The sequence below is a fragment of the Flavobacterium nackdongense genome (genome assembly GCF_004355225.1).
GTDB lineage: Bacteria > Bacteroidota > Bacteroidia > Flavobacteriales > Flavobacteriaceae > Flavobacterium > Flavobacterium nackdongense.
Genome location: NZ_CP037933.1, coordinates 3,205,352 through 3,232,087, shown reverse-complemented (window position 1 = coordinate 3,232,087; position 26,736 = coordinate 3,205,352). Strand labels below are relative to the sequence as shown.

Here is a 26,736-nt window from a genome sequence, read left to right as displayed (position 1 = left end):
TCTATAAATAAGTGCCTTTCCAGATTCCCTTCAGTATCATCTTAATTTTTTTTGTTTTCAATTTTTCAAAACAGAGAATAATTAATATAGTTTTCATAAATGATAAAACATCTCTAAGTACATAAATGGGAAAAATAAAAAAATACTTTTTATAAATATAAATTTTATTTCTGGCATAATAAAATCTTCTTATAGGAGAATGATTTGTACCTACTATTTTGATTCCAAGAAAATTATAGATTTTACTCTTTCCTAGATGATGACACAATATGCTTTCGCTGCAGCGAAAAATTTTATACCCATTTTTCTGGAGCCGCAAACACAATTCAAAGTCTACATAGTCAATAAACATTTTGGAATCAAAACCACCGACCTCTATAAGCTTATCAACTTTACATAAACTACCTGATGTTATGGTGGTAAATATTTCTGTATATTCTTTAGTCAATGTCAAAAATTGATTACTGTTCATGTCTTTAATATTTGGACAAATTATGGCCGCATTTTTAATTTTGAAACCTAAAAGCAAATTGGAAAGCGTGGAGCTTTCAAAATAAGAATCTTGATCCATAGTCAACATATAATCAAAATGACTTTTTTGAGCATATAAAATAGCCTGATTTAAAGCAGCTGCAATACCAATATTTGATTTATTACTGATAACTCTTATTTTGCTGCTTTCTAAAAGAAGTAAACCTTCAATCTTCATTGAACCATTGTCAATAATGACAACTTCATTTACGGAATTAATAAAAGAATTGATGTTTTCCTTTAATAATTCTAAATTCGGGTTAAAGGTTATAACTACCCCTAATATACTTTTCATCTTATGGTTAAAAAATTTTTAAAAACCATAACAATAGAAATTAGATAAATCCAAGTTGGCAATAAGGACAAATATTGTTCTTGAAAGAAAGACATAAATAAGGGATACAGCATTATGGAATATAGAAACGTATTTATAAACTTGCGGTCGTTAATTGCTTTTAGATAAAAAAAGGTATGCAAAAGAGCCATACTAAAAATAACAATCATCATAAATAAAAGACCAAAATCTTGAAAATAGATTTTATAAATAGTATAAACATTAGTGTCAAAAGGGATTGAAGCATATTGATCTACAAGATCAATTGGTTTTTGTTCGACCACACCAATTTTATATAACATACTATAAATAAACCGAAAGGAATTTTGCCCATAAGTGTAGGTATAATTAGAATTAAGAAACGAGTCAAAAGCGCTTAAACTTCCAATAAAGTAGACCATAAAACTTTCTAATACACCTGATATGTTTTCTATTAAACTATTTTCAGTGGATCCACCTTTATTAAGTAAAATACCAATTGTTGCAAATAAGATGATGATGCTCAATATACCATAAATTAAATACTTCCTTTTTAATTTATTGAATACTATAAGTACCCCAAAAAATAAACAGATATAAAGAATAAAAAAAGTTCTACCTGTAGACAGAATACAATAAATCAACAATATAAAAGCAGAAAGAAAAACTTTAAATTTATTTTCTCTATTTCGAACATAACGATAGCTTTGCAAAAAAAAACTTACATAGGAAAAATTTATTCCATACTTTGAAAATCCGACATCCTGCTCTTGTACAGAAGAATTTCGCAGACCAGCAAATAAACTATCATAAATCATATACTCGATAGCTAGGCGGTAACTGCTCATTATAAAAAAAGGCAAAAATATTAACGAAATTAGAATTAAAACAACATCAATATTTTTTCTTACTAAAAATATCTCGCTTTCCGTAGAATCAACATATTCAAACTTACATTTCAATTTAATCGCCAAACCACCTAAAGTAAACAATACAACACCTAAAGTGTAAATGGCCAAGGCCTTAAAGGACAATTCAAATATGGTCACCAAATCAAAAGTGTGGCATAAGAAATGAAAAAAAATAACAATAAACCATACCAGACTAAACAAGAAAGGGGGATACCCAATAGTTTTGTTAATGGAATAATTAAACAATACATTGAGTCCAATAATAAATAAAAAAACTATGTACCACATAATTCCTTCTTATTTAAAAATCCAATAAAAAACACAGTGAGCAGCAAATAAACCAAAGCGCATAGTACAGTGGAATAGGATGCAAATACAATTCCATAAACAGGGATAAAAACAATATTCAAGACCAAATTAACCGCTAGAGCTACCGCACTAAATAAAAGCATTGTTTTCGTTTTCAATTCAAACTCGAGCGGTTTATGCACTAGCATGGCTAGTTGCCAAATGAATGCGCCACATACAATTGGTAATACCAAGTCAACTGACTGCTCCGTAGCCGCAATACCTACAATTTTTATAATAAAAAACGATTTCAAAAAATAAGCCGCTACGAGTAGGACAATGAAAATTATAGTTTCAAAAAAAATCAATTTTTTCAAAAACCGTAAAGCATCGCTTTTATTACCTGAATTATACTTTTGAGTCATAATAGGGAACCCAGCGACCAAAATTGGGGCATATAGAAGGGTTATGCCTTTATATAATAAATCATAAATCGCAGAATAAGTACCTAAATCCTTTTCTGTCAAATAATAACCTATAATATATCTATCCGAAACATTTAAAAGTGAGGAAATAGTAAACCATAAAGCTAAAGGCCAACCATACTGAAACAAATAATGATGCTGCTTAAAAAGTGAGGCAAAATAATCCCTATTGATTTTTTTTATAAATAAATCGATCGATATTTTAAAAAATCTAAAATCTATTCGAAGAAGAAAAAAAAAAGATAGTAAATAGCTAATAAAAAGGCTAAGAATTAGCCTTAACAAACTTGACAATTCACCTAATACAAAGTGAAAACTGAGTACCATTAGTACAAAAACCACTATTCTAACAAAATCAAAATAAAATGATTTTCGGGCATTAAATTTTGATTGGTAAAAAACAATTGATAACGCCACTAAACTGCCTAAAAACATTGTGACTGTGCCCATTGTCGCAATTAGAATTCCAACATCCATAAGAGTCAAAATCCCAAAACACAACAAACTTATTGGAAAAAAAGTAATAAAAAACAATTGAAAAATAGAAAACTTAAAATGTGTACTGTAATTATTAAACCTCAAAACACATTGATTAAGCCAACCTCCGCCAAATGAAATTAATACTAATATAACATTCTGAACTAATGAAAAACTCCCATAACCATCAACTCCGTAATATTTTACAATTAAAGGTATAGTAATAAAACTAATCAAACCACTCGAGAGTAATCCTAAAAAATAAATAGAAAAATTATTGATAAATAATTGATGTGATTTAAACATTATAAATGGGTATGTCTTCTTTAATAAAAGAAATTAAGCTAGAATAAGCTCATTTTTTAATGTCTGAACAACGATTCGTTTACTACTTATAGTGGCAAAGAGCAGACTTCAATTGTATATGTCGCTTTATAAAAACATTTTCTTGACCATCAATACAATGATCAATAGTAACTCAACTAAAAATCCTCCAACCATGATGCCTTTCGCCTTGCTTAGTCTCTCCTTTTGCAACGGATAAATGGGGCGGTCTAAAACCTGTATCAATGGCGTTTCCCTACGAACGGTAACTTTGGCCAACTCAGTTTGTTTTACTAATTCTGTAAGGATGGCGGCATTGGCCTGAACATCGACTTGCTTTTTTGACGATGGTACTCTTCTTATATTAAGTGCTGGATTTAAATTAAATGTATTGTCGTTCGCTGTTGCCACGCCAGTAATGGCATTATTCAACTCGCCACGTATAGAATCGGTTTGTCTGACCAAAATTTCCATATTAGCTCTTGCCTTTTTACTTTTAGTGGAAACATAGAACAAACCAACTTCTCGTGCTAAGGCTTCGCAAAAATCTTTTGCGAATTGTTCATTCCCAGAAGAAAACTCCATAGTAATAATATTTACCTTTTTATCTTTTTGAGCAACAGTCAAACAGTTTTTCGACAAATCACCATAAATTTGCCCCAAGATACTGTCATGTACTCTAGTAAAATATTTTCTCTTGGTATTTGGTGCAAATTCAATTTTGGCTAATTTCGGTTTCTTTATCCAGTTCTTTCTCCATTTTTTAATTTGAATATACATTTCTGCGTACGAAATGGTCTTTCCATTGTATACAACGGGCTTCATTAAGGTCTGTTCCACCATGGTACGCGACTTAAATAACTCATTCAAATTGGAACCTTCAAAAATACCTCCGCCACCGCCACCAATATCAAATCCAAAAGAACTAGCTAATCCCAATACTCCCCCTAGTCCTCCACTCGACTTTTCACTTTCTAATGCAAATGTCAATTTAGCCGTATACACAGGTTTTTTAATAAATGAATAGCCCAAACCGAGAACAGCTCCAATAAACCCAGCTATCACAATAATCTTCCATTGCGATAGAAAATAGTCATACCACTCCTTTCCCTTTTCTATAAGCTCTTTTAACGAAATTTCATCTTTGACTATCGGTTCTTTTGTTGTCATTCGATTATTCATTTTGTTTTTAGTTTTATTTTAACTCGAAATTTAGCTCCTGAAAGCTATTAGAACTGCCTGCTACAATCTCTTATTTAAAGGCAGTTACAATTAATAAAGCTAAACTCGTAATCACACTACCAATGCTAACCCATTCTCCTGTACTCATCTTTTTGGTCTCTGGTTTCTCAGGAACTACAATCTGTGAACCGGGTAAAACCTTTGGATACGAACGGATAAAAAAGAAAGAACTCGAAACGGCTGCCCTTCCATTTGGGTAAATAATATACGCTTTATTCTTCCAGCCTTTGGCATCAGTACCACCTACTGCTCCCAAATAATAACTAAATCCTTTTCCTCTGCTGTAAGGGATCTCAGAAGTCAAGAGCACACTACCCGATACTTTTACACTCTCATTGTAAATCGAAACTTCGATTTCATCACCGGGAAACAAGGTAACATTCGTTTTATCAGAAGGGTCTTTTACAATTTTTCGCCAATCAACAGGAATCGTAGCATACTTCAAATCCTCTTTCAACTTTTTAGTCAATTTGTTTTGAATGGAATCTTTCTTCCCTAAATTCAAATTCACGTTTTCCAATTCTTCTATTTGCTTAGCTTGAATGGGTCTCTTGATTTTTACTCCATCCACATTCGCTACCGAGGTCAAACCTCCAGCGCGCTGAATCACATCATATATTTTTTCCTTCTTATTGGCTAAAACATATTTCCCGGTATAATTTACTGCTCCGCTTACGGTTACCATTTCCGGCTTTTCATAGACGGCCATTCGGCGTATGTTCACAACATCAAAAGGTGCTAAAATAAAATTCTTGATTTGCTCATTATTTCCTGAGGCAATCTCCAAATTAAACAATTGCACTCGGCTCGGGTTGGCATCATTATTTTCGTCAGACTTGATCATGCGGGCAATCTCAACTCTTTTCGAAGCTGAACCGGTTAATCCGCCGGCTTGAACCAACAAATCGTTCAAGGTCAGATTGTCGTGAAACTCATAAACCCCCGGTTTTTTGATCTCGCCATCAATCGTTATTTTATAGTCTTCTTTGAAATCTAAAATTGAATAAACAGTCACCACATCCTCTTTACGCAAATAAATATCAGCCTCAACTTCGCCTGACAAGGCACGATCCAAATTGACATTGGTCACTTCGGTAGTCAAATCGGCTTTGGTGCGAACTATAGTCGCTCTACTTGTGTAAGCATCTTCCTTTAATCCATCCGCTTGATTGATCAAATCAGAAATACGCATTCCTTCATAAAAAGAATAGGTATTGGGCCTGAAAACAGCTCCATTGATGGAAATCCGATTCTCAAAACGATTTAAAATTTTCGAAACCCGAAAAACATCGCCCGAAAGTGGTTTGTAGCTGCCAAATTCTGAAGATTTGATGTCTTTTACTTTAAAATCTTTGGATGTTTTCTGCAATACATTCACAGAGGCGGTATAAGCAAACTCATTAAAACCAGAAGCAAACGCCAATAAATCTTTGAAAGTCTCACCCGATTTCATCTCGAAAATACCCGGACGTTTCACTTGCCCCTCTACAGTAACTCTTTGGGTATAAGCAGGAATCCGAATCACATCATTGTCTTTCAACCCCACATTATCCGCCTGATTGCCATTGACCAAAAAATTATAAATATCAATTTTCTTGTATAGCTTGTTATTTCTTAAAAGTTCAATATTCCTGTAACTCCCGTTTTTTCCAGGACCTCCACCCAAAAACAACGCATTATAAACGGTCGCCAATGACGAAATAGAATAATTTCCCGGCTGTTTACTACCTATAATCGTTACTTTGATGGTTCGAATGCGACTCAAACTAATACCCACCTGCGATTGACCCGAAGCCACAGTACTGTATACCCTGGATATAGCTCCTCTGATTTTTTGAGTCGCCGCCTCAATGGTCATTCCCGATACTGGAATTTGTCCCACATACTGAATGTTGACTTTCCCTTCAGTACTAACCGGAATAGTAGCACTGTATTCTTGAACACCATAAACACTGATTTGCAATTCATCACCTGGCCCTAAAACATAGTTAACTGGCGTAGCCAATTTCAAATTAGGTTCAAAATTCAAATCCGGAGTATCAAACAATTCCGAGCCAAAAACCAAGGAATTCATAGTGTCTTTCACCTTATTATTGACCACTCTTTCTTGTTGACGACCTTGTGCTCCCTTGATTTCATTTAAAACATTTCCATTCGACGCAGCCGTAGATGACACCATGCTCGTAGCACTCAATCGAACTTTTAATTTATCAAACTCTGCCGCCGACATCCCTTTGGCCAAGGCTAAAGGCTCTACTTGCTCAATAGTAGTATTATTGCTCTGCAATTGACTTTTTATTTTGGCAATATCACCATCGGACATATAATCGACTTTTAAAGTACTCAAATCGGTTCCCTTCAGCAAATCCTGAGCCCGCAAGGTACCCGTTTGAAAAAGAACAAAAACTAATATAAAGACAGTAACTATTTTTCTCATAATATTTATGGTAATAAATGGTAAATATAATATTTTATAAAAGGATTTTCATATCCTTACAATTTACACGATCAAATGACACCTTCGACTTAATTGTCATCTAGAAACTAACGAAGGTTAATTCCGAGCCTGCCGAAGGGAAGAACAACTTCCAACTTCTAACTTCGTACTTCAAACTTCGTACTTCCAACTTTCCATGGCTTCGCCGCTGCAACTCCCATAAAGAACTTGCCACAACTGAAACGCTTGCAAATTTATAGTAAATAAAAAAATAATGGGCGATTTAAGAAAGGAATTTGACCAATTGAAAATCCTAAAATAAAACGCTTTTTTCTACGCTATTTTATTATAAACAAACCAATTGCAAATAAACCTTGCTCCAAACACCCAATTTCTATTCATTAAATTTTAAAATAAAGAGATTAAATCTCTTTTTTATTCACTTTAAGCACGCAACCTAAAGATTCTAAAATCAAAACATAATGATTCTTTTTGACCTCTTGTATTACTGCCGACTGACTCGAAAAAGGACCTGATTCCAATACGATCTTATCCCCTTTTTTCCATTGTTCAGCAGCCACCTCATAAGTTTCAGGAACAGAAAGCCAAGACCTAATAGCCTCAATTTCTGAATCCTTTACAAGGGCAGGTTTTCCCAACCAAAACAGATAACGAACCGCACCGACCACTTCAAAAATGCGATTGCGCTCTTTCTCCTCAATCTGAACAAAAACATAAGAATTAAACAAAGGGACTTGAACCATTTTTTTCCGGTCCGACCATTGACTTTCTTTGGTAATCAGCGGACAATAAGCAACAACCCCAATGGCGTTCAACCGCTCCGCAACCTTCTTCTCCCATTTGGGTTTGGTGTACACTACATACCAATTCATAGTTGATTCTGTTCTATAGATAATCTTCCAGCTTCCCTCTTCTAACTTCTAACCTCTAACTTCTAACCTCAAATTCCCCCTTTGGGGGCTAGGGGGCTATACATCTTCTCATAATACTTCTCATAATCACCAGAAGTCACATTGTTCAGCCATTCCTGATGCGTCAAATACCAATCGATGGTAATCTCTAATCCTTGCTCAAAAGTAACCGAGGGTTCCCAACCCAATTCCTTATTAATTTTGTTAGCGTCAATAGCATAGCGCAAATCATGACCCGGTCTGTCTTTGACATAAGTAATCAATTTTTCCGATTCACCAGCAGTTCGTCCGAGTTTAGTATCCATAATTCGACACAAGACTTTGACCAAATCGATGTTCTTCCATTCGTTAAACCCACCAATATTGTAGGTTTCGTGATTTTTACCTTGGTGAAAAACCAAATCAATAGCCGCTGCGTGATCAATGACAAACAGCCAATCACGAGTATAATTACCATCGCCATACACCGGCAAAGGTTTATTATGAATGATATTATTAATAAATAACGGAATTAATTTTTCGGGAAAATGATTGGGGCCATAATTATTCGAACAATTGGTCAACACAAAAGGCAAGCAATAGGTTTCACCATAAGCTCGCACAAAATGATCCGAACTCGCTTTCGAAGCCGAATAAGGTGAATTTGGGTCATACGGAGTCGTTTCAGTAAACAAGCCCTCAGCACCCAACGAACCATAAACCTCATCGGTACTCACATGATAAAAACGCTTGCCCTCAGTGGCATTCGCCCATATTTTGCGTGCTGCATTAAGCAAATTGACGGTTCCAATTACATTAGTTTTTACAAAAGCCATAGGATCTTCAATCGAACGATCCACATGGGATTCGGCCGCCAAATGCACCACACCATCAAACTGATGCTCTTGAAACAATTGACCAATAAAAGCCTCGTCGGTGATATCCCCTTTTACAAAAGTGTAATTCGGCTCTTTTTCAATATCACTAATATTTTCTAAATTCCCTGCATACGTAAGCGCATCCAAATTAAAAATTTGGTAATCAGGATAGTTTTGCACAAAGCGACGCACCACATGCGACCCAATAAACCCTGCACCACCGGTAATCAATATTTTTTTCATTTTCTACTAAATTAATATTCAATTCAAATCTTCCCCAATTTTCTCAATAGTACAGCCGCGATTCATCGCATCTCTAGCCTCTTGACCTCACTCCTCCATCTTCCTGCTATCTGCTCTATTTTTCTTTTCTCTATTTTCTATTCTCTATTTTTAACAACTTCCCACCTCGTACCTCAAACCGCTACTTCCATCTTCTGGCTTCCCGCTTCCCTCCTTGTGCATCTAAGCTCGTACATCTAACTTCCCCCTTTGGGGGTTAGGGGGCTACAATTTCCCATCGGCCTGAGCTCCCAAAACGCCTTTCACATCGTAAACCACACTGTTTTTATTGCGTAAAGCAGCAAGGTTTAGCGTCAAAAACTCCTGATGTGCCACACCCAAAACCACAGCATCAAAAGTCGATTTTGGGGAATTAATAGCTGTAGTCAGTCCATATTCGTGCAAAACCTCGGCGGGATTAGCCCAAGGATCATAAATACTGACAGAGATACCGTAATCTTCCAATGCCTTGATCACATCTACAATTTTAGTGTTCCGAACATCAGGGCAATTCTCTTTAAAAGTAATTCCTAGCATCAACAAACTCGCGCCATTAATCGTAATCCCTTTCTTGATCATCAACTTCACTACCTGCGAAGCGACATAATCTCCCATACTGTCATTCAAACGGCGCCCTGCTAAAATTATTTCAGGATGATAGCCATTTTCCTGTGCTTTTTGTGCCAAATAATAGGGGTCAACACCGATGCAATGTCCGCCAACTAAGCCAGGTTTGAAAGGCAGAAAATTCCACTTAGTGCCTGCCGCTTCCAAAACAGCCTGAGTATCAATTTCTAGAATATTAAAGATTTTAGCCAACTCATTGACAAAAGCAATATTGATATCGCGTTGCGAATTTTCGATGACCTTAGCCGCTTCGGCCACTTTTATCGAGGGCGCCAAATGCGTTCCAGCCGTGATTACCGACTGGTACAATTGATTGACCTTCTGACCAATTTCTGGGGTAGAACCTGAAGTGACTTTCAGTATTTTATCCACTGTATGCTCTTTGTCTCCAGGATTGATGCGCTCCGGCGAATAGCCTGCAAAAAAATCAACATTAAAAGTTAAACCTGAAATTTTTTCTAAAACAGGCACACATTCCTCCTCAGTCACTCCCGGATAAACGGTCGATTCATAAATAACGATGTCACCTTTTTTCAGTACTTTACCAACCGTTTCGCTGGACTTGTACAAAGGGGTTAAATCAGGTCGGTTATTTTTGTCCACAGGGGTTGGAACCGTAACGATATAATAATTACAATCTGCAATTTCAGACAAAGTAGAAGTGCAATACAATCCATTATTGCTCGTAGCACTAGCTACAAGTACTTGCTTTAAACTATCGGAATCAATCTCGAGGGTATTGTCGACACCTTGCTGCAAGGCATCTATTCGCTCCTGATTAATATCAAATCCCACCACTGAATAGTGCGTAGCAAACAATCGTGCCAGTGGCAAACCTACATATCCCAAACCGATTACGGCTATTTTTATATCAGTATTCAATTTTTTATTGTTTTTGGGTTCCCAATTTCGAAAACCTTGTTTATTATTTCTTCTGAGGATAACTTCTATCTTCCTACTGTCTTAATACTTAATAACCAGTTGGGTGTAATTCAATTTAATTTTTTTTAAACACATAGAATCATAGTTTTTTATTAATTTTATTAAGACGCTTCGCTTGATTTTAGTAAATCATAGCTATGTGAACCCAAAAATTGGGCTATAACCTCTTTTTTCTATGATTCTATGCGTTTCAATTTTACTACATCTAAAAATTTTATAATTTCACCCAACGGGTTAATTTTATTAAGACGCTTCGCTTGATTTTAGTAAATCATAGCTATGTGAACCCAAGAACTGGGCTATCCAACTCTTTTTTCTATGATTCTATGCGTTTCAATTTTACTATTTCTAAAAATTTAATAATTTCACCCAACGAGTTACTTAATACTCAAATCTTAATACTAAAATCTTCAATTCCCCTTTGGTCGCTAGTGTGCTAAATTCTCCCAATACCAATCCACGGCCTCTTTCAATCCTGCTTGCAAAGAAAACTTCGGCTCATACCCTAATAAGGATTTCGCTTTGTCGATGCTCGCCAACGAATGAGGAATGTCTCCGGCACGATTAGGGCCATATTCAATAGCAACCTCCGCAATTTTCGGGTTGTAATGTGATAAATATTGTTTTAGATAATCAACCAAATTATTCAAGGTATTGCGGTCACCGTAAGCGGTATTGTAAACTGTATTCACCGCAGCAGGATTTTGGGTTTGCATCGCCAATTCATTCATCTGAATCACATTGTCGATATACGTAAAATCCCTTGAATAATTACCATCGCCATTAATTTTTGGACTTTCGAGTTGCATCAACTGCAGCACAAATTTGGGAATGACCGCAGCATAAGCCCCATTAGGGTCTTGCTTGCGCCCAAAAACATTAAAATACCGCAACCCGATGGTTTCCAAACCATAAGTCTTGCTGAATATTTCCGCATACAACTCGTTGACATATTTGGTTATAGCATAAGGCGACAGCGGTTTCCCGATGACTTCCTCTACTTTGGGCAAGCCAACTGAATCTCCGTAAGTGGAAGAACTAGCCGCATAAACAAAGCGCTTTACTTTCGCATCGCGAGCGGCCACGAGCATATTCAAAAAACCTGAAACATTGACCTCATTTGAGGTAATGGGATCGTTCAAGGAACGAGGAACCGAACCTAAAGCTGCCTGATGCAACACAAAATCAACGCCCTTTACCGCTTCTTGACAATCCTCTAAATTTCGGATATCGCCTTCTATCAATCGAAAGTTTTTATCATTGATAAAATCCTTCAAATTATGACGATGCCCCGTAGCAAAATTATCCAAACACACCACTTGATGCCCTTTGGATAAAAAATAATCACACAGATTGGAACCAATAAAGCCAGCTCCCCCTGTAATCAATAATTTACTTTTTGTTTCTAATTTCATTCAAATGGTTTAAAAGAATATTCAACTGAATTTTCTAAATTTCCGGATTGCTTTTTCTATAAAATTTCTAGGTTTATCATCCTCATTGTACCCATTAGAGTAGGTCGTATTGCCATAACCGTAGCCATAACCATAACCGTAACCAGCGCCATACTTAGCTTTATTTTGGAATCCGTTCAAGATAATGCTGGTATTTTTCAGCTCCCCACGTTTTACTCTGTTGTTGAGCAAGGTAATCATCTCTTTTTTGGTAAAATTTTGTCTCACAATATACAAGATAACATCACAATATTGAGCCAATTCCAGCGCATCCGAAACCAAACCTACCGGCGGGGTGTCTAGAATGATGTAATCGTATTTTTTCTTGAGTTCTTCAATCATATCGTGCATGCCATCACTCATAATCATCTCGGCGGGGTTGGGCGGAATGGGCCCCGAAAGAATAACATCCAGAAAGGGAATATGGGTAGGATTAATGATTTCGTCAACAGTCTTTTGCTTGATTAGGTAATTGACAACCCCGACTTCATTGGTCAAATTAAATTCTTCGAACAGCTTAGGTTTTCTCAAATCCAAACCAATAATGACCGTCCTTTTCTCGCTTAAAGCAAAAACAGTGGCAATATTCAAAGTGGTAAAAGTCTTGCCTTCGCCACTGACCGACGAGGTAATCATTAAAGTCTTCGCTCCGGTCAACGATTGCTGCTTGTACAAGTATTGCAGCGAGGAACGAATGGCTCTAAAAGACTCTGATAAGGCCGATTTGGGTTTCAAATAAACCGCCAAATCAGACGATTCCTTGCTCAAACCAATGACGCCAATCAACGGAATTTGAGTCAATCTGCTGATATCTTCTGTGTTTTGAATGGCATTGTTGATGAAGAAAATAGCAAAGACCATTAGCAACGGGAAAAGCAAACCTAGAAAAAAGGCCAAGACATAATTGACTCTGGTGTTGGGACCGACAAGCCCTCCTCCAATATCCTTAGCGGGATCAATAAAATGAATATCCGACAGATTCGCTGCTTTCACAATATCGGCCTCGCTTCTTTTTTGAAGGAAGGAACTATAAATATTATCGCTCAAATCGTATTTTCTCTTAATTTTGATCAGCTCCTGTTGATCTTCTGGCAATTGTTTAATGGTGCTTTCGGCTTCATTGATTTTGCTTTCGACCATGGCCAAATCATACTGCAGCGCCTCCTTGGCAGTAGCGATGTTCTCCATCAAAACCTTTTTTACGGCCTCCATCTGATTGTCAAAATCCCTGAAAATCTTTTCACTTTTGACGGCATAAGCCATTTCTGACCTTTGGGTCGAAAGCGAAATTAGTTTCGACACATTGACCACGATATTGGGATCTTCTATTCCAGCCACAGAGGGCGCCGGTAATTTTGCATAATCAACACTGCTTTTCAAATAGGCTTTTAACGAATTGTAATAGGTTATTTTGCGGTTGATCTCATCCTTTTTAACATCATATTCCAATACTTTATCCGAAAACTTCGAGCCATCGCCTTCGATATTGTAAATGTTTTTACCTTTCCGAAAGGATTTGAGCTCGTTAGTAGTTTCCTTGAGTTGCGACTCCATCGCAATGAGGGTGCTATCAATGAATCGAATCGTATTGGTAGCAAATTGATTTTTTCCATCCAATTGCCTTTTGATGAGCATCTGAACAGTAGCATTGAGATACTCTACCATTCGCGCCTTATTAGTGCCTTGCATACCCAGCGTTATGATCGATCCACCCTTATCATCCGACTTGATATTGATGCCTTTGTATGCAGAAACGGTACCGTCGAAGTCGTTAAATTGCACAAAATATTCGTTCCCCTTGTACAAACCAGGATTGTCTTTAATCTGCAATTTCCAGTTCAAAAAGGGCAATGAAACTTGCTCCCCAACCTTGTACTTTTTTACAAAATCACCCACGACGACCGAGGTAGTACTGTAGGTATTCGTTGCATAGGTGATCAAAGAAACCGAATTACTGCCAAAAGGGATACGTACTTCATATTCGTTTTCACTCAAAAATTTAATTCCGATAAGGCTTCCGCTCAGTTGCCCTTTTGTTTTATCGATGGCTACATAAAAGGGTGCTGCCCCGTAAGCGTCTACAAGATTGTATTTCCCTTGTGACAAATACCCGATGTAATATTGCAATTTTTCGACAACCAACTCATTATGAGAACGAGATTGCAAGGTCGTGGCGATAGTTTGCACTTGGTCAGACGTACCGCCCCAGTTGAAAACCAAACTGGTATTTGAAGTAAAAAGCGGATTCGTTTCCTCCTTGACCGAAATCAAGGTTTCCATTGCATAAATCTTTTCCTTTCGAATATTAACCTGATAGGCGATGGTAAAAGTGATGGCTAAGCTGAGTAAAAACCATTTCCAATAACTACCAATTTTGATTAAAAATCCTTTAAAATCAAATCCGTTTTGGGCTTCAAAAATCGAAAAATCCTTTATATCTAACATTTTTGAATAGTATTATAATTGTAAAAGCACTAAGGTAGTAGTCACTAATGAAATCAGTGTAATAATGGTAGACAACGATTCTATCCCAGTCTTCCCAGTTCCCCAAGTTTTTTGCTTGAGCGGCTTTACATAAACAAAATCATTGGGCTGCAAATTATAATAAGGAGATTTCATCACGTTGATATCGGTAAGATCAATATCGTGCATCTCGGTTCCGGTGGGAGTTTGCCGAATAATAGTCACGGCTTTTCGATCGCCAGTAATTGTAATATCGCCCGAATTGGCTATCGCTTCCATGATATTGACATGGTCTTGAAATAGAAATTTCGTCCCAGTGCTTCCTACCTCGCCATTAATGGTATATTTGAAACCCGCCAAGCGAACAATGACGAAAATATTAGCTTCTTTTTTGAAATAATCATCCAAAAGTTTTTGCTCAATTTTCAATCGTAACTCGTCGACCGTGTAACCAATAGCGGTAATCTCACCCAAAACCGGAATGCGAATCATGCCATGATCATCGACGGTGTATCCCGAAAAATACAAGGACGACCCCACGTTATCGGTCTCGCCTTTATTAGTAGGATTGAAAATAGAGACCAATTTCGGATCATCTGCCTTGATGGTAATACTCAGCACATCATTGACTTGCAGTCGATAAGGCTTCAACATGACCTCAGAAATAGTGGCCTCTGCCGCAGTTCCATTTTTATTCTGAAGGTATATAAGATCTTTGGTAGGAATACAAGAAGTAAAAAAAATACTAATTCCCAGCAATATATAGCATATGGATTTGTTCATTATCACATTTTAGGTAACAAATATAAGGTTTCATTTTTCAACAGCAAACTTCAAGCGCAATTTCAATAGCAAATTTATGAGCAAATTTCACAATCTTAGCCCTATACCCCCCTGAGCCTCATAAAGGGCCTCTTCCATCTCCCATCTCCCCACTTCCAACTCCCCGCTCCCCACTTTTAACTTCGTTCTTCGTGCTTCTAATTTCGTATATCATACTTCCTCCTGCAACCTGTCAGCCTGCAACCTGCAAACTTCGTACTTCTAATATCGTATATCGTACTTCCATCTCCCAACTCCCCACTTCCAACGCAAAAGATTCCTACTCACGTTTATCAACAACCTGAAACAACTTTAAACTCTAAACTTTAAACTCCTCCTGCAACCTGTCAGCCTGCAACCTGCAACCTGCAAACTTCGTACTTCTAATATCGTATATCGTACTTCCATCTCCCAACTCCCCACTTCCAACGCAAAAGATTCCTACTTACGTTTATCAACAACTTTAAACTTTAAACTCCTCCTGCAACCTGCAACCTGCAACCTGCAACCTGTAAACTTCGCACTTCTAATATCGTATATCGTACTTCCATCTCCCAACTCCCCACTTCCAACGCAAAAGATTCCTACTCACGTTTATCAACAACCTGAAACAACTTTAAACTCTAAACTCCTCCTGCAACCTGCAACCTGTAAACTGCAAACTTCGCACTTCTAATATCGTATATCGTACTTCCATCTCCCAACTCCCCACTTCCAACGCAAAGGACACCTACTCACGTTTATCGACAACCTGAAACAACTTTAAACTCTAAACTCCTCCTGCAACCTGTAAACTGCAACCTGCAAACTGCAAACTTCGTACTTCTAATATCGTATATCGTACTTCCCTCTTCTAACTTCCAACTTCCAACCTATCAATGGCAACCTAATTTCAAAAATAATGTTTCACTGCAAAATCAAATTGCTCGATAAAAATCTTTTTGAAAGGATATATATTGTTCTGTTCGTAAAAAACTAGCATTGCTTTTTTGTAAACTAAGGTATCTACTGTTCTAAAAGAAATAGGGCAATACTTTTTACTTAACAAAATAGCATTACTTACAATTCTCGCTGTACGCTTGTTCCCATCATTGAATGCTTGAATATACGATAACAAAACAAGTGTATACAAGGATTTTATAAAAACATTGGTTTCTGTATTTATAATGCCACACATCATTTCTAAAGCTTCTCGTATTTGAAATTCATTATCAATAGGCCGATAATTTGTTCCTGTAATACCCACTCTTCTTTTTCTGATGTTTTTATCTACATTCAAATCCTTGATCAACAAACTGTGAATATTTTCTAATTTCGAAACCGTTAGCGTTTCTAAATAATCAGGGTTTACTACAATAAAATCAATGGCTTCTTTGTGATTCAAAAGCATTATAGCTTCCTCTTTTGTTTTTCCAGAAGCGGTTTCTTTGTCTTTCAACAATCGCTCTGTTTCTAATAATGAATAGGTATTGCCTTCTATTTGTGAGGACTTCCAACTCAAGTCAATGGCCAGACGCTCTAACTCACTATGATATTCTAGGTCCGTTAAATGTTTCGTGTTTTTAGCAAATTGATCTTGAAGAACATTCAGTCTATCTAACTCTTCCTGTTCAAAAACAGTACAATTTTTGAAAAATTCAAACACCTGATAATTAAAAACAGTGTTGCTATTCCGTTCATCAATCTCTTTTTTGAAATAATCATCTATGTCAATTGGGTATAAAAACTGGAAATAGGAACCAATGCTGTAACGTGTATTTTTAGCTTTCCCTGCAACCTGCAAATAGCCTAACCCAACATTTTTTTGTAAAATTCGCTTGATAGTGGCAAGCCCCAAAGAAGTATTGGCTTTTTCAAAAATATCCATTGAAGAACAATTAGGATTATTTCTGATAAATTCTAAAACAGCACTATTGCTATCTACTTTCATCTTACAAAATATTTATTCGGCTCAAATATACAGATAATTCAGCTCAAAAATATGTTTTTTGAGCCAAATAACAAACAAAATCGAGCTGAATATCTTTTTAATCGCAAGCCTAATTGCCTCCAATCACATTCAAAATCGTATTCCGTTTTTGTCTTAACAACCCACTTCCATCTCCCAACTCCCCACTTCCAACGCAAAGGATACCTACTTACGTTTATCAACAACCTTAAACAACTTTAAACTTTAAACTCTAAACTCCTCCTGCAACCTGCAACCTGTAAACTGCAACCTGCAAACTTCGTACTTCTAATATCGTATATCGTACTTCCATCTCCCAACTCCCCACTTCCAACGCAAAGGATACCTACTTACGTTTATCAACAACCTTAAACAACTTTAAACTTTAAACTCTAAACTCCTCCTGCAACCTGCAACCTGTAAACTGCAAACTTCGTACTTCTAATATCGTATATCGTACTTCCATCTCCCAACTCCCCACTTCCAACGCAAAAGATTCCTACTCACGTTTATCAACAACCTGAAACAACTTTAAACTCTAAACTCCTCCTGCAACCTGCAACCTGCAACCTGCAAACTTCGTACTTCTAATATCGTATATCGTACTTCCATCTCCCAACTCCCCACTTCCAACGCAAAGGACACCTACTTACGTTTATCAACAACCTGAAACAACTTTAAACTCTAAACTCCTCCTGCAACCTGTAAACTGCAACCTGTAAACTGCAACCTGCAAACTTCGTACTTCTAATATCGTATATCGTACTTCCATCTCCCAACTCCCCACTTCCAACGCAAAAGATTCCTACTTACGTTTATCAACAACTTTAAACTTTAAACTCCTCCTGCAACCTGTCAACTGCAACCTGCAACCTGCAACCTGCAACCTGCAAACTTCGTACTTCTAATATCGTATATCGTACTCCCCACTTCCCACTTCTAACCTCGTAAACTCTTCTCAAAAGGCACCCTTTGCACAATACTTCTCCCCAAAGTGACCTCATCGGCATATTCCAATTCATCACCCACCGAGATGCCGCGTGCAATCGTTGAAGTAAGAATACCACTGTCGGCTATTTGCTTGTAGATGTAAAAATTGGTCGTATCACCTTCCATAGTGGAGCTTAGCGCAAAAATAATTTCTTCTACGCCACCCAATTTCACTTTTTCGACCAGCGAACTAATGTTCAACTGACTGGGACCTACCCCATCGATTGGCGATATCTTCCCTCCTAAAACGTGATATATCCCTCGAAATTGTCCTGTGTTTTCGATGGCCATCACGTCGCGAATGTCTTCGACAACACAAACAAGCTGATGCTCCCTTTTGGGATTCGCACAAATAGCACACAAGGCCGTATCGGATATATTATGACAACTACTACAATACTGCACCTCCTCACGCATCGTGGTCAAAGCTTGCGACAAAAAAGAAGTTCGTTCCTTGGGCTGTTTTAATAAATGCAGCACCAATCGCAAAGCGGTTCGCTTTCCGATTCCAGGCAATTGCGCCATTTCATTGACAGCTTTCTCTAAAAGTTTTGACGAAAATTCCATAGAGGCAAAGGTAGTAATTTGTTTAGAAAAGGGGAATCGGTGAATCGGTTAATTGGTTAGGAAAAAAGGGAATCGGGTTGAAAAAAAATTACTAAATAAAACCCATTGGGTGAAATGACCATAGCCGTCAGGAGTGCTTTTAAAAATTGGATACATTTTTAATTAATAGCAAAAGCCTAATGCTTTAAAAATTGTATCGAGAACCATACAAAGCACAATGCTTCTCGATACAATTTTAAATAGTCAAAACTGTGGCATTACTATAAAAAACAAAGAAGAGACGTGCTGGTTGAGGATATAGTCAATTGCACGTCTGTTCGAGTGTTTTTTGTGGAGAGTAACGGAACAAAAAATGTATCGAGAACCGCTTTTAATAAAATTTTCCTTGTTCTGTCATCCTGAACCTGTCGAAGGACACAACTTACAACCCAAAACACCTAACCAGTTAACCGATTAACCAATACCCCTACAACGCTGTCATCCTGAACCTGTCGAAGGACACAACTTACAACCCAAAACACCTAACCAGTTAACCGATTAACCAATACCCCTACAACGCTGTCATCCTGAGCCTGCCGAAGGACAAACTTCTAATCTCAAATCTCAAATATCGTATATCGTACCTCTAATATTGTAACTTGTACTTCTAATATCGTACTTCCACTTGTCATCCTGAGCCTGTCGAAGGACAACTTCTAATCTCCAATCTGAAATCTCAAATATCGTATATCGTACCTCTAATATTGTAACTTGTACTTCTAATATCGTACTTCCACTTGTCATCCTGAGCCTGTCGAAGGACAACTTCTAATCTCAAATCTCAAATATCGTATATCGTACCTCTAATATTGTAACTTGTACTTCTAATATCGTACTTCCACTTGTCATCCTGAGCCTGCCGAAGGACAACTTCTAATCTCCAATCTGAAATCTCAAATATCGTATATCGTACCTCTAATATTGTAACTTGTACTTCTAATATCGTACTTCCAATTGTCATCCTGAGCCTGCCGAAGGACAAACTTCTAATCTCAAATCTCAAATATCGTATATCGTACCTCTAATATTGTAACTTGTACTTCTAATATCGTACTTCCACTTGTCATCCTGAGCCTGCCGAAGGACACAACTCACAACCCACAACAGATAACTGCCAACCTCTCCATTCCAAGTTCCCCCTTTTGGGGGTTAGGGGGCACAAAAAAAGAGGCTTTCGCCTCTCTTTCCTATTTCTTAAAAATGGTCTTATACCAAGGTTTTTTCTTTTTTTCAACCCCGCCATAACCGTAACCGCCGTAACCGTAACCGCCGTAGCCATAGCCCTTACTAACAGCTGTGTCATTCAAAATAAAGGCCATATTGGGTAATTTATGCTCTCGATGCAAAATATCGGGCAGAGCCAACATGCGTTTATCCAAATAATTAGCTCGTACCACATACGCAAAGGTATCGGCATGTTTGGCAATAATCATAGTATCCGACACCAAACTTACTGGCGCAGTGTCAACAATGATATAATCGTATTCTTTCTTCAATTGGGCAAACAATTCATCCACTTTTCTACTCATCAGCAACTCCGTTGGATTGGGCGGAATAACCCCTCCCAACAGCACGTCAAAAGCTTCGTATCCTTGCATTTGATTGATATAATCTGCAATGACGACATTCTTGGCCGATAAATAATCGGTCAATCCTTTCGGATCAGTGATGCCAACATATTCATTTAGTTTAGGTTTTCGAATATCCATCCCTACTAACAGGACTTTTTTTCCTGCATGCGCAAAAATACTAGCCATATTAACCGATAAAAAGGTTTTTCCCTCGCCTGGAATGGTTGAAGTAACAAAAATACTTTTGGCTTGGCCGTCGGCTACCTGGGTCAACATATAGTCAAGGTTGGCTCGTACGATACGCAACGCTTCTGCCGTACTAGTTCGGCTGGTGGTATCGATAATTTCATTAGGAGTCGAGGATCTTGGAATATCACCCAAGAACGGAATACTAAACTTATCTGTAATATCAAAACGGCTTTTGACTTTGGTGTCCAACAGATCTTTTACATACAAAATACCAAAAGGAATTAGTATTCCCAACAAAAGAGCCGCCAAATAAATAATATTCTTCTTTGGTGAAACAGGACTAATAGCAGCTTTCGCCGCATCAATAACCCGAGCATTAGGCGCTGTAGCCGCCAATGAAATGGCCGTCTCCTCCCGTTTCTCCATCAAATACAGATACAATTCCTCTTTGACTTTCTGTTGGCGAGCAATGACCCGAAACTGACGTTCTTGAACAGGTATTTTACCTATTTTAGAATCCAATAGCCCTTCCTGATTTTTCAAATTCCTTTTCTGAATCGTCAAACTGGATTGCATTCGTCTCAAACTCTCCCCAACATTCGCTTTCAGCGACAAAATCTGTTGGTCTAAAGCCACCACCGTAGGATTGGCAACTGTAGCCGATTTCAGGATACGATTGCGTTCCAATACCAATTGATTGTAGGAACTGATTAATTCCGAAGCCTCCCCTTTCTCCGAAATAATATTGGCAGGCAACAAATCAGCAGTCGTACTTTTTTTCAAAAAGTCCAGCATCGAAGCCACCACATTCAGCTGAATTTCATTCTCTACACTTTTTTTATTGTACTCGTTCGAACCAGCAATAAACAATTCCGCTTCCGACTCGATATCGGTAAGACTGTTCGATTGTTTAAAGCTTTCGACATTTTGCTCAACGCCATCAAGCTCTTTGGTAATCAAAACCAATCGCTCCTTGATAAACTTTGAAGTGTTTTCAGAAATAAAATTCTTATCAGCCGCTGCCGCATCATTATAAATTTGAATCAATTTGTCTAAAAAAACCTCAGCACGCTTGACTATAGGGTCGGTAATCGAAATTTCAACCACACTACTCGTCTTACTGACCGGGTTCACTTTAAGCCGACTCAAATAACTCGCTACCACAGCATCAAGCGGGCTAACTCTGATATCTATAGATTGATAACGATCTTGCACAGCATTTTTGAGAAGAATTGGTTTGCTAACAACCAAATCCCCAATGGCAGTCGGAATAATTTCACCATACCCATATTCTTTTTTATCTTTTGGAAGTGTGGGAACCGCCTCCGAAGTTAATTTGCTTTCCAAACTAAAGCGATCCGAGCTGACCTCAATAAACTCCAAAAGCATTTTACTTTTGTAAAATTCGGGTTTAATAGTAATAAAATCGACATCAATAGGTCCATCCCTGAAGGTTTCTGCGCTGGCAATATTACCATGCTTAATCAGCACCACATTCAATTTCAAATTCTTAACCGTATTTTCAACCAAAGATCTCGATTTCAAAATTTCAATCTCATTATCCACATTGTTTTTCAAGGCATTGCCCAGTCCCATATCCGAGAAAGCAGACAATTCAGAAAGCATACCTCCCTTTTTCTCATCTTTAACCAAAATAGTGGTACTCGCTTGGTATTGCGGAGTGGAATAACGCAAATAAACATAGGATATAGCCAAACAAAGGAAAGCACCTAAGGCAAACCATTGCCAATGACTTAAATACTTTTCTAAAGTTTCTCGAATATTGAAATCTTCGTTTTGATCGTCTTCCGACATGAAATTGGTGTTCATAGAAAATGTTATTTTGCCGTAACAATTAAAGTAATTAAAGTAATGACTAGCGAAGTTACCGAAATAATAACCCCGGTATTCGAACCCACTGCGGCCCCATTGATTCGAACCTTATTGGGCTCCACATACACCACATCATTTTGAGCCAAATAATAAAAAGGAGAATTGATAAAATCAGCCTTGGTCAAATCGACCCGATTGTAGGATTTCACCCCATTGACTTCTCGTATAATCAAAATATTATCTCTTTTGCCGTAGATAGTCAAATCCTTTGCCATACTGATGGCTTCAATCAGCGTAACCCGATCCGAATTAATCGCAAAAGTACCGGGATTGGTCACCTCACCTTGGACCGAAACTTTAAAATTCGTCAAACGAATGTTAATAATAGGATTTTTGATGTATTTGGAAATTTTGGATTCTAACAATTGCATCAGTTCAGAGCGCGACAACCCTGCCACCTTCAATTGACCTAAAACTGGAAAATCGATAGTCCCCGCAGCATCGACCAAATAAGTCTGAAGAGATTCTTGACCTATCCTGGAATAAGCGTTTGAACCCATAGTCGTGGGAACACTAGCCGCAGTCAAGTTAAATGGCAAAGCCGATTCTGGATCCTCCGCCGAAACAATAATCATCAGCATATCATCGGGCTGAATTTTGATTTCATAGCTGTTCCTTTTATCTGAAGAAGCTAATCCATCAATGTTCTGGTAATAGACCAACTCCTCACGAGGCTTGCAGGAAAACACCAAAAGAACCAATAGAAATGGAATTAGTTTCTTGACCAACACAAAATTCTTCATAAAATTTAAACTTTAAAGTTTGCAAATATAGACATTAGCCTTTTGCTAACATCCATTTTTTATTATTTTTCAAATGCAATAAACCTGTACTTCCGGTCTTTCGTCGACTACTAACCCTACCAAGGGACAAATCCCAAATTTTAAACACCACCTTTTAAACCCCAAATTCCAAATTCCAATACCTCTTTCAATTCAACTCTTGTTTGGTTAATTGGTTAACTGATAACTTATAACTGAAAACCCAAATTCCAATCTGCCATCTGCTACCTGAAATTCGAAATCTGCTACCTCCAAGCTGCCATCTGCATATATTGTACTTCGTACCTCTACTATCGTACTTCCCACTTGTCATCCTGAGCCTGTCGAAGGACAACTTCGTACCTCCAACTTCTAACTTCCAACTTCTAACTTAATACAACAACCCAAACATCCATAAAGGTATCGTTTTCAGCATTGGAAATTCGATGTCATCTTTTACAACCCAAGCATTTTCTATACCACTAAGTTGCTTTTGCCCTTTTCCTTTACCTCCCACTTCAAAAGTATATTTGCTATTAACAAAAAAATCTCCTTGTTTGGGTAGCTGCACTTGATATAAAGGCTGCAACATCGAAAGAAAAAAAGTTTCGCGAACCGTTCCTGTATTGGATTGCTGTTCGGCAAGTGCGGCTAACAAAGTAGTGTTATTCAAGAATATTTTTTCAGGCTTTTGTAGCACTGCCGTACTATTGCCTACCGGAAACAACAAGGATATTATTTTAGCTTGCTCTAGATAATACAAATAATTATTCAAAGAATTTCTATGAATACCTATTTTAGCAGACAAACTGGATATATTGGGTTTAAATGGCACTTGCTGTGCAATCACGTAAACCAGTTGCAATAGTTTTTTGGCATTTCGGATATCAAAATCTTTTAGTTCGGCCATATCTACTTCTACGATGGTCCGTATCAATTGATTGATCCGCTGGTAAACCGAATAACTATCCGACAGGCCAAATGGGTAATACCCATAGTTCAAGTAATTTTTGAAATGTTCCAAAGGACGAAAACCTTGAGGAATATTCCTTTTAATCGCAATAGGATTAAAAAGCAAGTCGTCCAAGTCTATTACGGGAAGATGAATAATACCCCGCATGGACAAATACTCTCTGTAGGACAATCCCGGAAGCTCATACATCAAGGCTCTTCTGCTCAAATCACCTTCTTGCTTAGAAATATCAACAATGGAGGATCCTGTAAAAATAATTTTCAAATCCGGAAAGAAATCATACACATTTTTAATCTCCAGTGACCAATTTTTATACTTGTGTACCTCATCTAAGGCCAAAATGGAACCACCATTTTTATAAAACTGGGTAACGGTATCTTTGAGCGAATGCTCCGTAAAGTAGAGGTCATCCAATGAAAAATAAGCCGCTTTCTCCGTGGCAAGATTTTGTTCTTTTATCCATTGCAGCAAAAGCGTCGTTTTACCAGTTCCCCTAGCCCCTTTGATACCAATCAAGCGACTATCCCAATGAATAATATCATATAAATAACGCTTAAAATCAAGCGTGGTAAGTGCTATTAAGCGCTCTGATTGCTCTAATAATGTATTCATATTGCATAATATATTGTGCAAAAATACATAAAAAATTCACATCAAGATGTACAATTACATAGTTTATTTCAACTTATCAACTCACAATCAACTCAATAACCAAAATAACACTATACAGATAACCCACAACTAGCTAACCGATTAAACAACTTGAAACTTGAAACCCTAACCAATTAACCGATTAACCAATTAACCAATTTTACAACTTTAAACTCTTAAACCCTAAACAATTAACCGATTAACCGATAACCAATTAACCGATAACCGACAACCGATAACTGACAACCCACAACCCACAACCGATATGCCGACTCCCCCCTTTGGGGGCTGGGGAGCTAAAACGCATTCTTTTCTCCCCGAAAAACATTCAATACCGTCTTAACAATAATCCTGAGATCTAGCAGAAAACTCCAGTTTTCAATGTACCAAATATCGTGTTCGACACGCCCTTCCATATCAGCCAAAGCTTTAGTCTCTCCGCGATACCCATTGACCTGTGCCCAGCCGGTGATGCCCGGTTTAGCAAAATGACGCACCAGAAAATTATCAATTAAATTGGAATATTGCTCCGTATGCGACAACATATGCGGTCGTGGTCCTACTACCGACATATTCCCAACCAACACATTCAAAAATTGAGGCAACTCGTCTAAACTCGTTCGCCGCAAAAAAGCCCCAACCTTGGTAATCCGGGCATCATTCTTGGAAGCTTGTGCAACATTAGCCTCCGTATTGACATACATGGTTCTGAATTTATAACACGGAAACGACCGATTGTCTCTACCCGAGCGCATTTGAACAAAAAAAACAGGACCTTTCGAATTTAATTTGATACATAAGATGATGATGGGGAACAACCACGAAAAAATAAAAACAATGACGAATAGCGAAAAACAAAAATCAAAAATTTTCTTAATGATGCGATTGGCGGTGACTTCTAAAGGTTCTTTTCTTCGCATCAAAACCGGAATATTCCCATTGCCATAAAAGGCAACCTGAACCCTATTTGTTTTGGTATATTGCTGAAAATCAGGCACGTATCTAATCCGAACCAAATGCCGATCGCAGAGCATGGTCAACTTGTTGATGATTTCAATTTTATCAATATGCAAAGAAACGTACATCTCATCAATTTTCTGATGCTGCTCCCGATTTTCCAAATAGCCCGAAATAGCATCCAAATTTCCCAATAGCGGCGCCTTAAGCATTGTACCATCACTTTCATCATCAAAAAAACCCAAAACCTTATACCCGTAGGTCAGGTCTTTCGTCAAAATCCGATTCATCCGTTCTCCCATCGCGTTGGCACCGACAATGATGACCCTGCGAAAATTATACCCTTTGGCGCGAACAAATTTTAGCAATTTCATAAAGAAGATCCTAAAACACACCAGCAGCACAAAAAAACTAGCGTAGAAATACACCAATCTCAAACCAGAAACTTCAAAAATGTCTAGTACAAGAATTACCGTTGCAATAATAGCAATATGAAACAATAGGATTCTTGTCGTTCGATATAGAATCGACTCAATACGTTCGGTTCGCACCAATCGATAAGAGTCCTTGTAAAGCAACAGCATCACCCAAAAAACATTCGAAAGCAGCGAAATTTCCCTGTCCTCGCTAGAAAACGATAACGGAAAATAACCGTTTAGAAAAAAATAGGAGCAAAGTATTGCGGTATTCAATAAGATAATATCCCATACCAAAAACCCAATTTTGTAATAGCGTGAAAAACGATACGTAACAAGTAATTCAAAAATTGACATAACAATAAGTATTTGACGGATGAAAATTTGAAATAGA

General features: G+C 37.5%; 17 protein-coding genes. All 17 read right to left on the bottom strand.

Translation table 11 applies throughout. The features are described from left to right. Window position 1: 1 nt before the first annotated feature. The gene (locus E1750_RS13760; protein ID WP_133277337.1) at window positions 2–826 is read right to left on the bottom strand and encodes a glycosyltransferase family 2 protein; all 825 of its coding nucleotides are present in this window, start codon (window positions 824–826) and stop codon (window positions 2–4) included. Then, window positions 823–2,043: an O-antigen polymerase gene (locus tag E1750_RS13755; protein WP_133277336.1), complete on the bottom strand. Its 1,221-nt coding sequence runs from the start codon at window positions 2,041–2,043 to the stop codon at window positions 823–825. The genes E1750_RS13760 and E1750_RS13755 overlap by 4 nt, the downstream gene beginning before the upstream one ends. Then, window positions 2,031–3,311, bottom strand: a complete 1,281-nt coding sequence (locus E1750_RS13750) for an oligosaccharide flippase family protein (RefSeq protein ID WP_133277335.1) — start codon at window positions 3,309–3,311, stop codon at window positions 2,031–2,033. The genes E1750_RS13755 and E1750_RS13750 overlap by 13 nt, the downstream gene beginning before the upstream one ends. Before the next feature lie 126 nt (window positions 3,312–3,437). Then, the gene (locus E1750_RS13745; protein ID WP_227873896.1) at window positions 3,438–4,499 is read right to left on the bottom strand and encodes a Wzz/FepE/Etk N-terminal domain-containing protein; all 1,062 of its coding nucleotides are present in this window, start codon (window positions 4,497–4,499) and stop codon (window positions 3,438–3,440) included. 82 nt (window positions 4,500–4,581) lie between these two features. Further along, a complete protein-coding gene (locus E1750_RS13740; protein ID WP_133277333.1) occupies window positions 4,582–7,008 on the bottom strand; it encodes an SLBB domain-containing protein in 2,427 nt (808 codons plus the stop codon). A 422-nt stretch (window positions 7,009–7,430) separates the two neighbouring features. After that, a complete protein-coding gene (locus E1750_RS13735) occupies window positions 7,431–7,901 on the bottom strand; it encodes a UpxY family transcription antiterminator (RefSeq protein WP_133277332.1) in 471 nt (156 codons plus the stop codon). A gap of 68 nt (window positions 7,902–7,969) precedes the next feature. Continuing rightward, window positions 7,970–9,040: a dTDP-glucose 4,6-dehydratase gene (gene rfbB, locus E1750_RS13730; protein ID WP_133277331.1), complete on the bottom strand. Its 1,071-nt coding sequence runs from the start codon at window positions 9,038–9,040 to the stop codon at window positions 7,970–7,972. 264 nt (window positions 9,041–9,304) lie between these two features. After that, complete coding sequence (locus tag E1750_RS13725; RefSeq protein WP_165698056.1) at window positions 9,305–10,588, bottom strand: nucleotide sugar dehydrogenase; 1,284 nt, start codon at window positions 10,586–10,588, stop codon at window positions 9,305–9,307. A 488-nt stretch (window positions 10,589–11,076) separates the two neighbouring features. After that, window positions 11,077–12,063 carry an SDR family oxidoreductase gene (locus E1750_RS13720; RefSeq protein ID WP_133277330.1) on the bottom strand — a complete coding sequence of 329 codons (987 nt, stop codon included), beginning with the start codon at window positions 12,061–12,063 and terminating at the stop codon, window positions 11,077–11,079. Window positions 12,064–12,084: 21 nt separating this feature from the next. Further along, on the bottom strand, window positions 12,085–14,547 hold the full coding sequence (locus tag E1750_RS13715; protein ID WP_133277329.1) for a polysaccharide biosynthesis tyrosine autokinase: 2,463 nt from the start codon (window positions 14,545–14,547) through the stop codon (window positions 12,085–12,087). A gap of 12 nt (window positions 14,548–14,559) precedes the next feature. Next, window positions 14,560–15,348 carry a polysaccharide biosynthesis/export family protein gene (locus E1750_RS13710; protein WP_133277328.1) on the bottom strand — a complete coding sequence of 263 codons (789 nt, stop codon included), beginning with the start codon at window positions 15,346–15,348 and terminating at the stop codon, window positions 14,560–14,562. A 931-nt stretch (window positions 15,349–16,279) separates the two neighbouring features. Further along, window positions 16,280–17,317 carry a Fic family protein gene (locus tag E1750_RS13705; RefSeq protein WP_133277327.1) on the bottom strand — a complete coding sequence of 346 codons (1,038 nt, stop codon included), beginning with the start codon at window positions 17,315–17,317 and terminating at the stop codon, window positions 16,280–16,282. Window positions 17,318–18,274: 957 nt separating this feature from the next. After that, entirely contained in the window at window positions 18,275–18,892 is a 618-nt protein-coding gene (gene recR, locus E1750_RS13700; RefSeq protein ID WP_133277326.1) for a recombination mediator RecR, read from the bottom strand. Between the two features lie 1,226 nt (window positions 18,893–20,118). Further along, on the bottom strand, window positions 20,119–22,521 hold the full coding sequence (locus E1750_RS13695) for a GumC family protein (RefSeq protein WP_176582357.1): 2,403 nt from the start codon (window positions 22,519–22,521) through the stop codon (window positions 20,119–20,121). A gap of 8 nt (window positions 22,522–22,529) precedes the next feature. Then, window positions 22,530–23,327: a polysaccharide biosynthesis/export family protein gene (locus E1750_RS13690; protein WP_133277325.1), complete on the bottom strand. Its 798-nt coding sequence runs from the start codon at window positions 23,325–23,327 to the stop codon at window positions 22,530–22,532. Between the two features lie 409 nt (window positions 23,328–23,736). Beyond that, the gene (locus E1750_RS13685; RefSeq protein WP_133277324.1) at window positions 23,737–24,930 is read right to left on the bottom strand and encodes an ATP-binding protein; all 1,194 of its coding nucleotides are present in this window, start codon (window positions 24,928–24,930) and stop codon (window positions 23,737–23,739) included. Between the two features lie 335 nt (window positions 24,931–25,265). Beyond that, window positions 25,266–26,699, bottom strand: a complete 1,434-nt coding sequence (locus tag E1750_RS13680) for an undecaprenyl-phosphate glucose phosphotransferase (RefSeq protein ID WP_133277323.1) — start codon at window positions 26,697–26,699, stop codon at window positions 25,266–25,268. Between the last annotated feature and the right edge of the window lie 37 nt (window positions 26,700–26,736).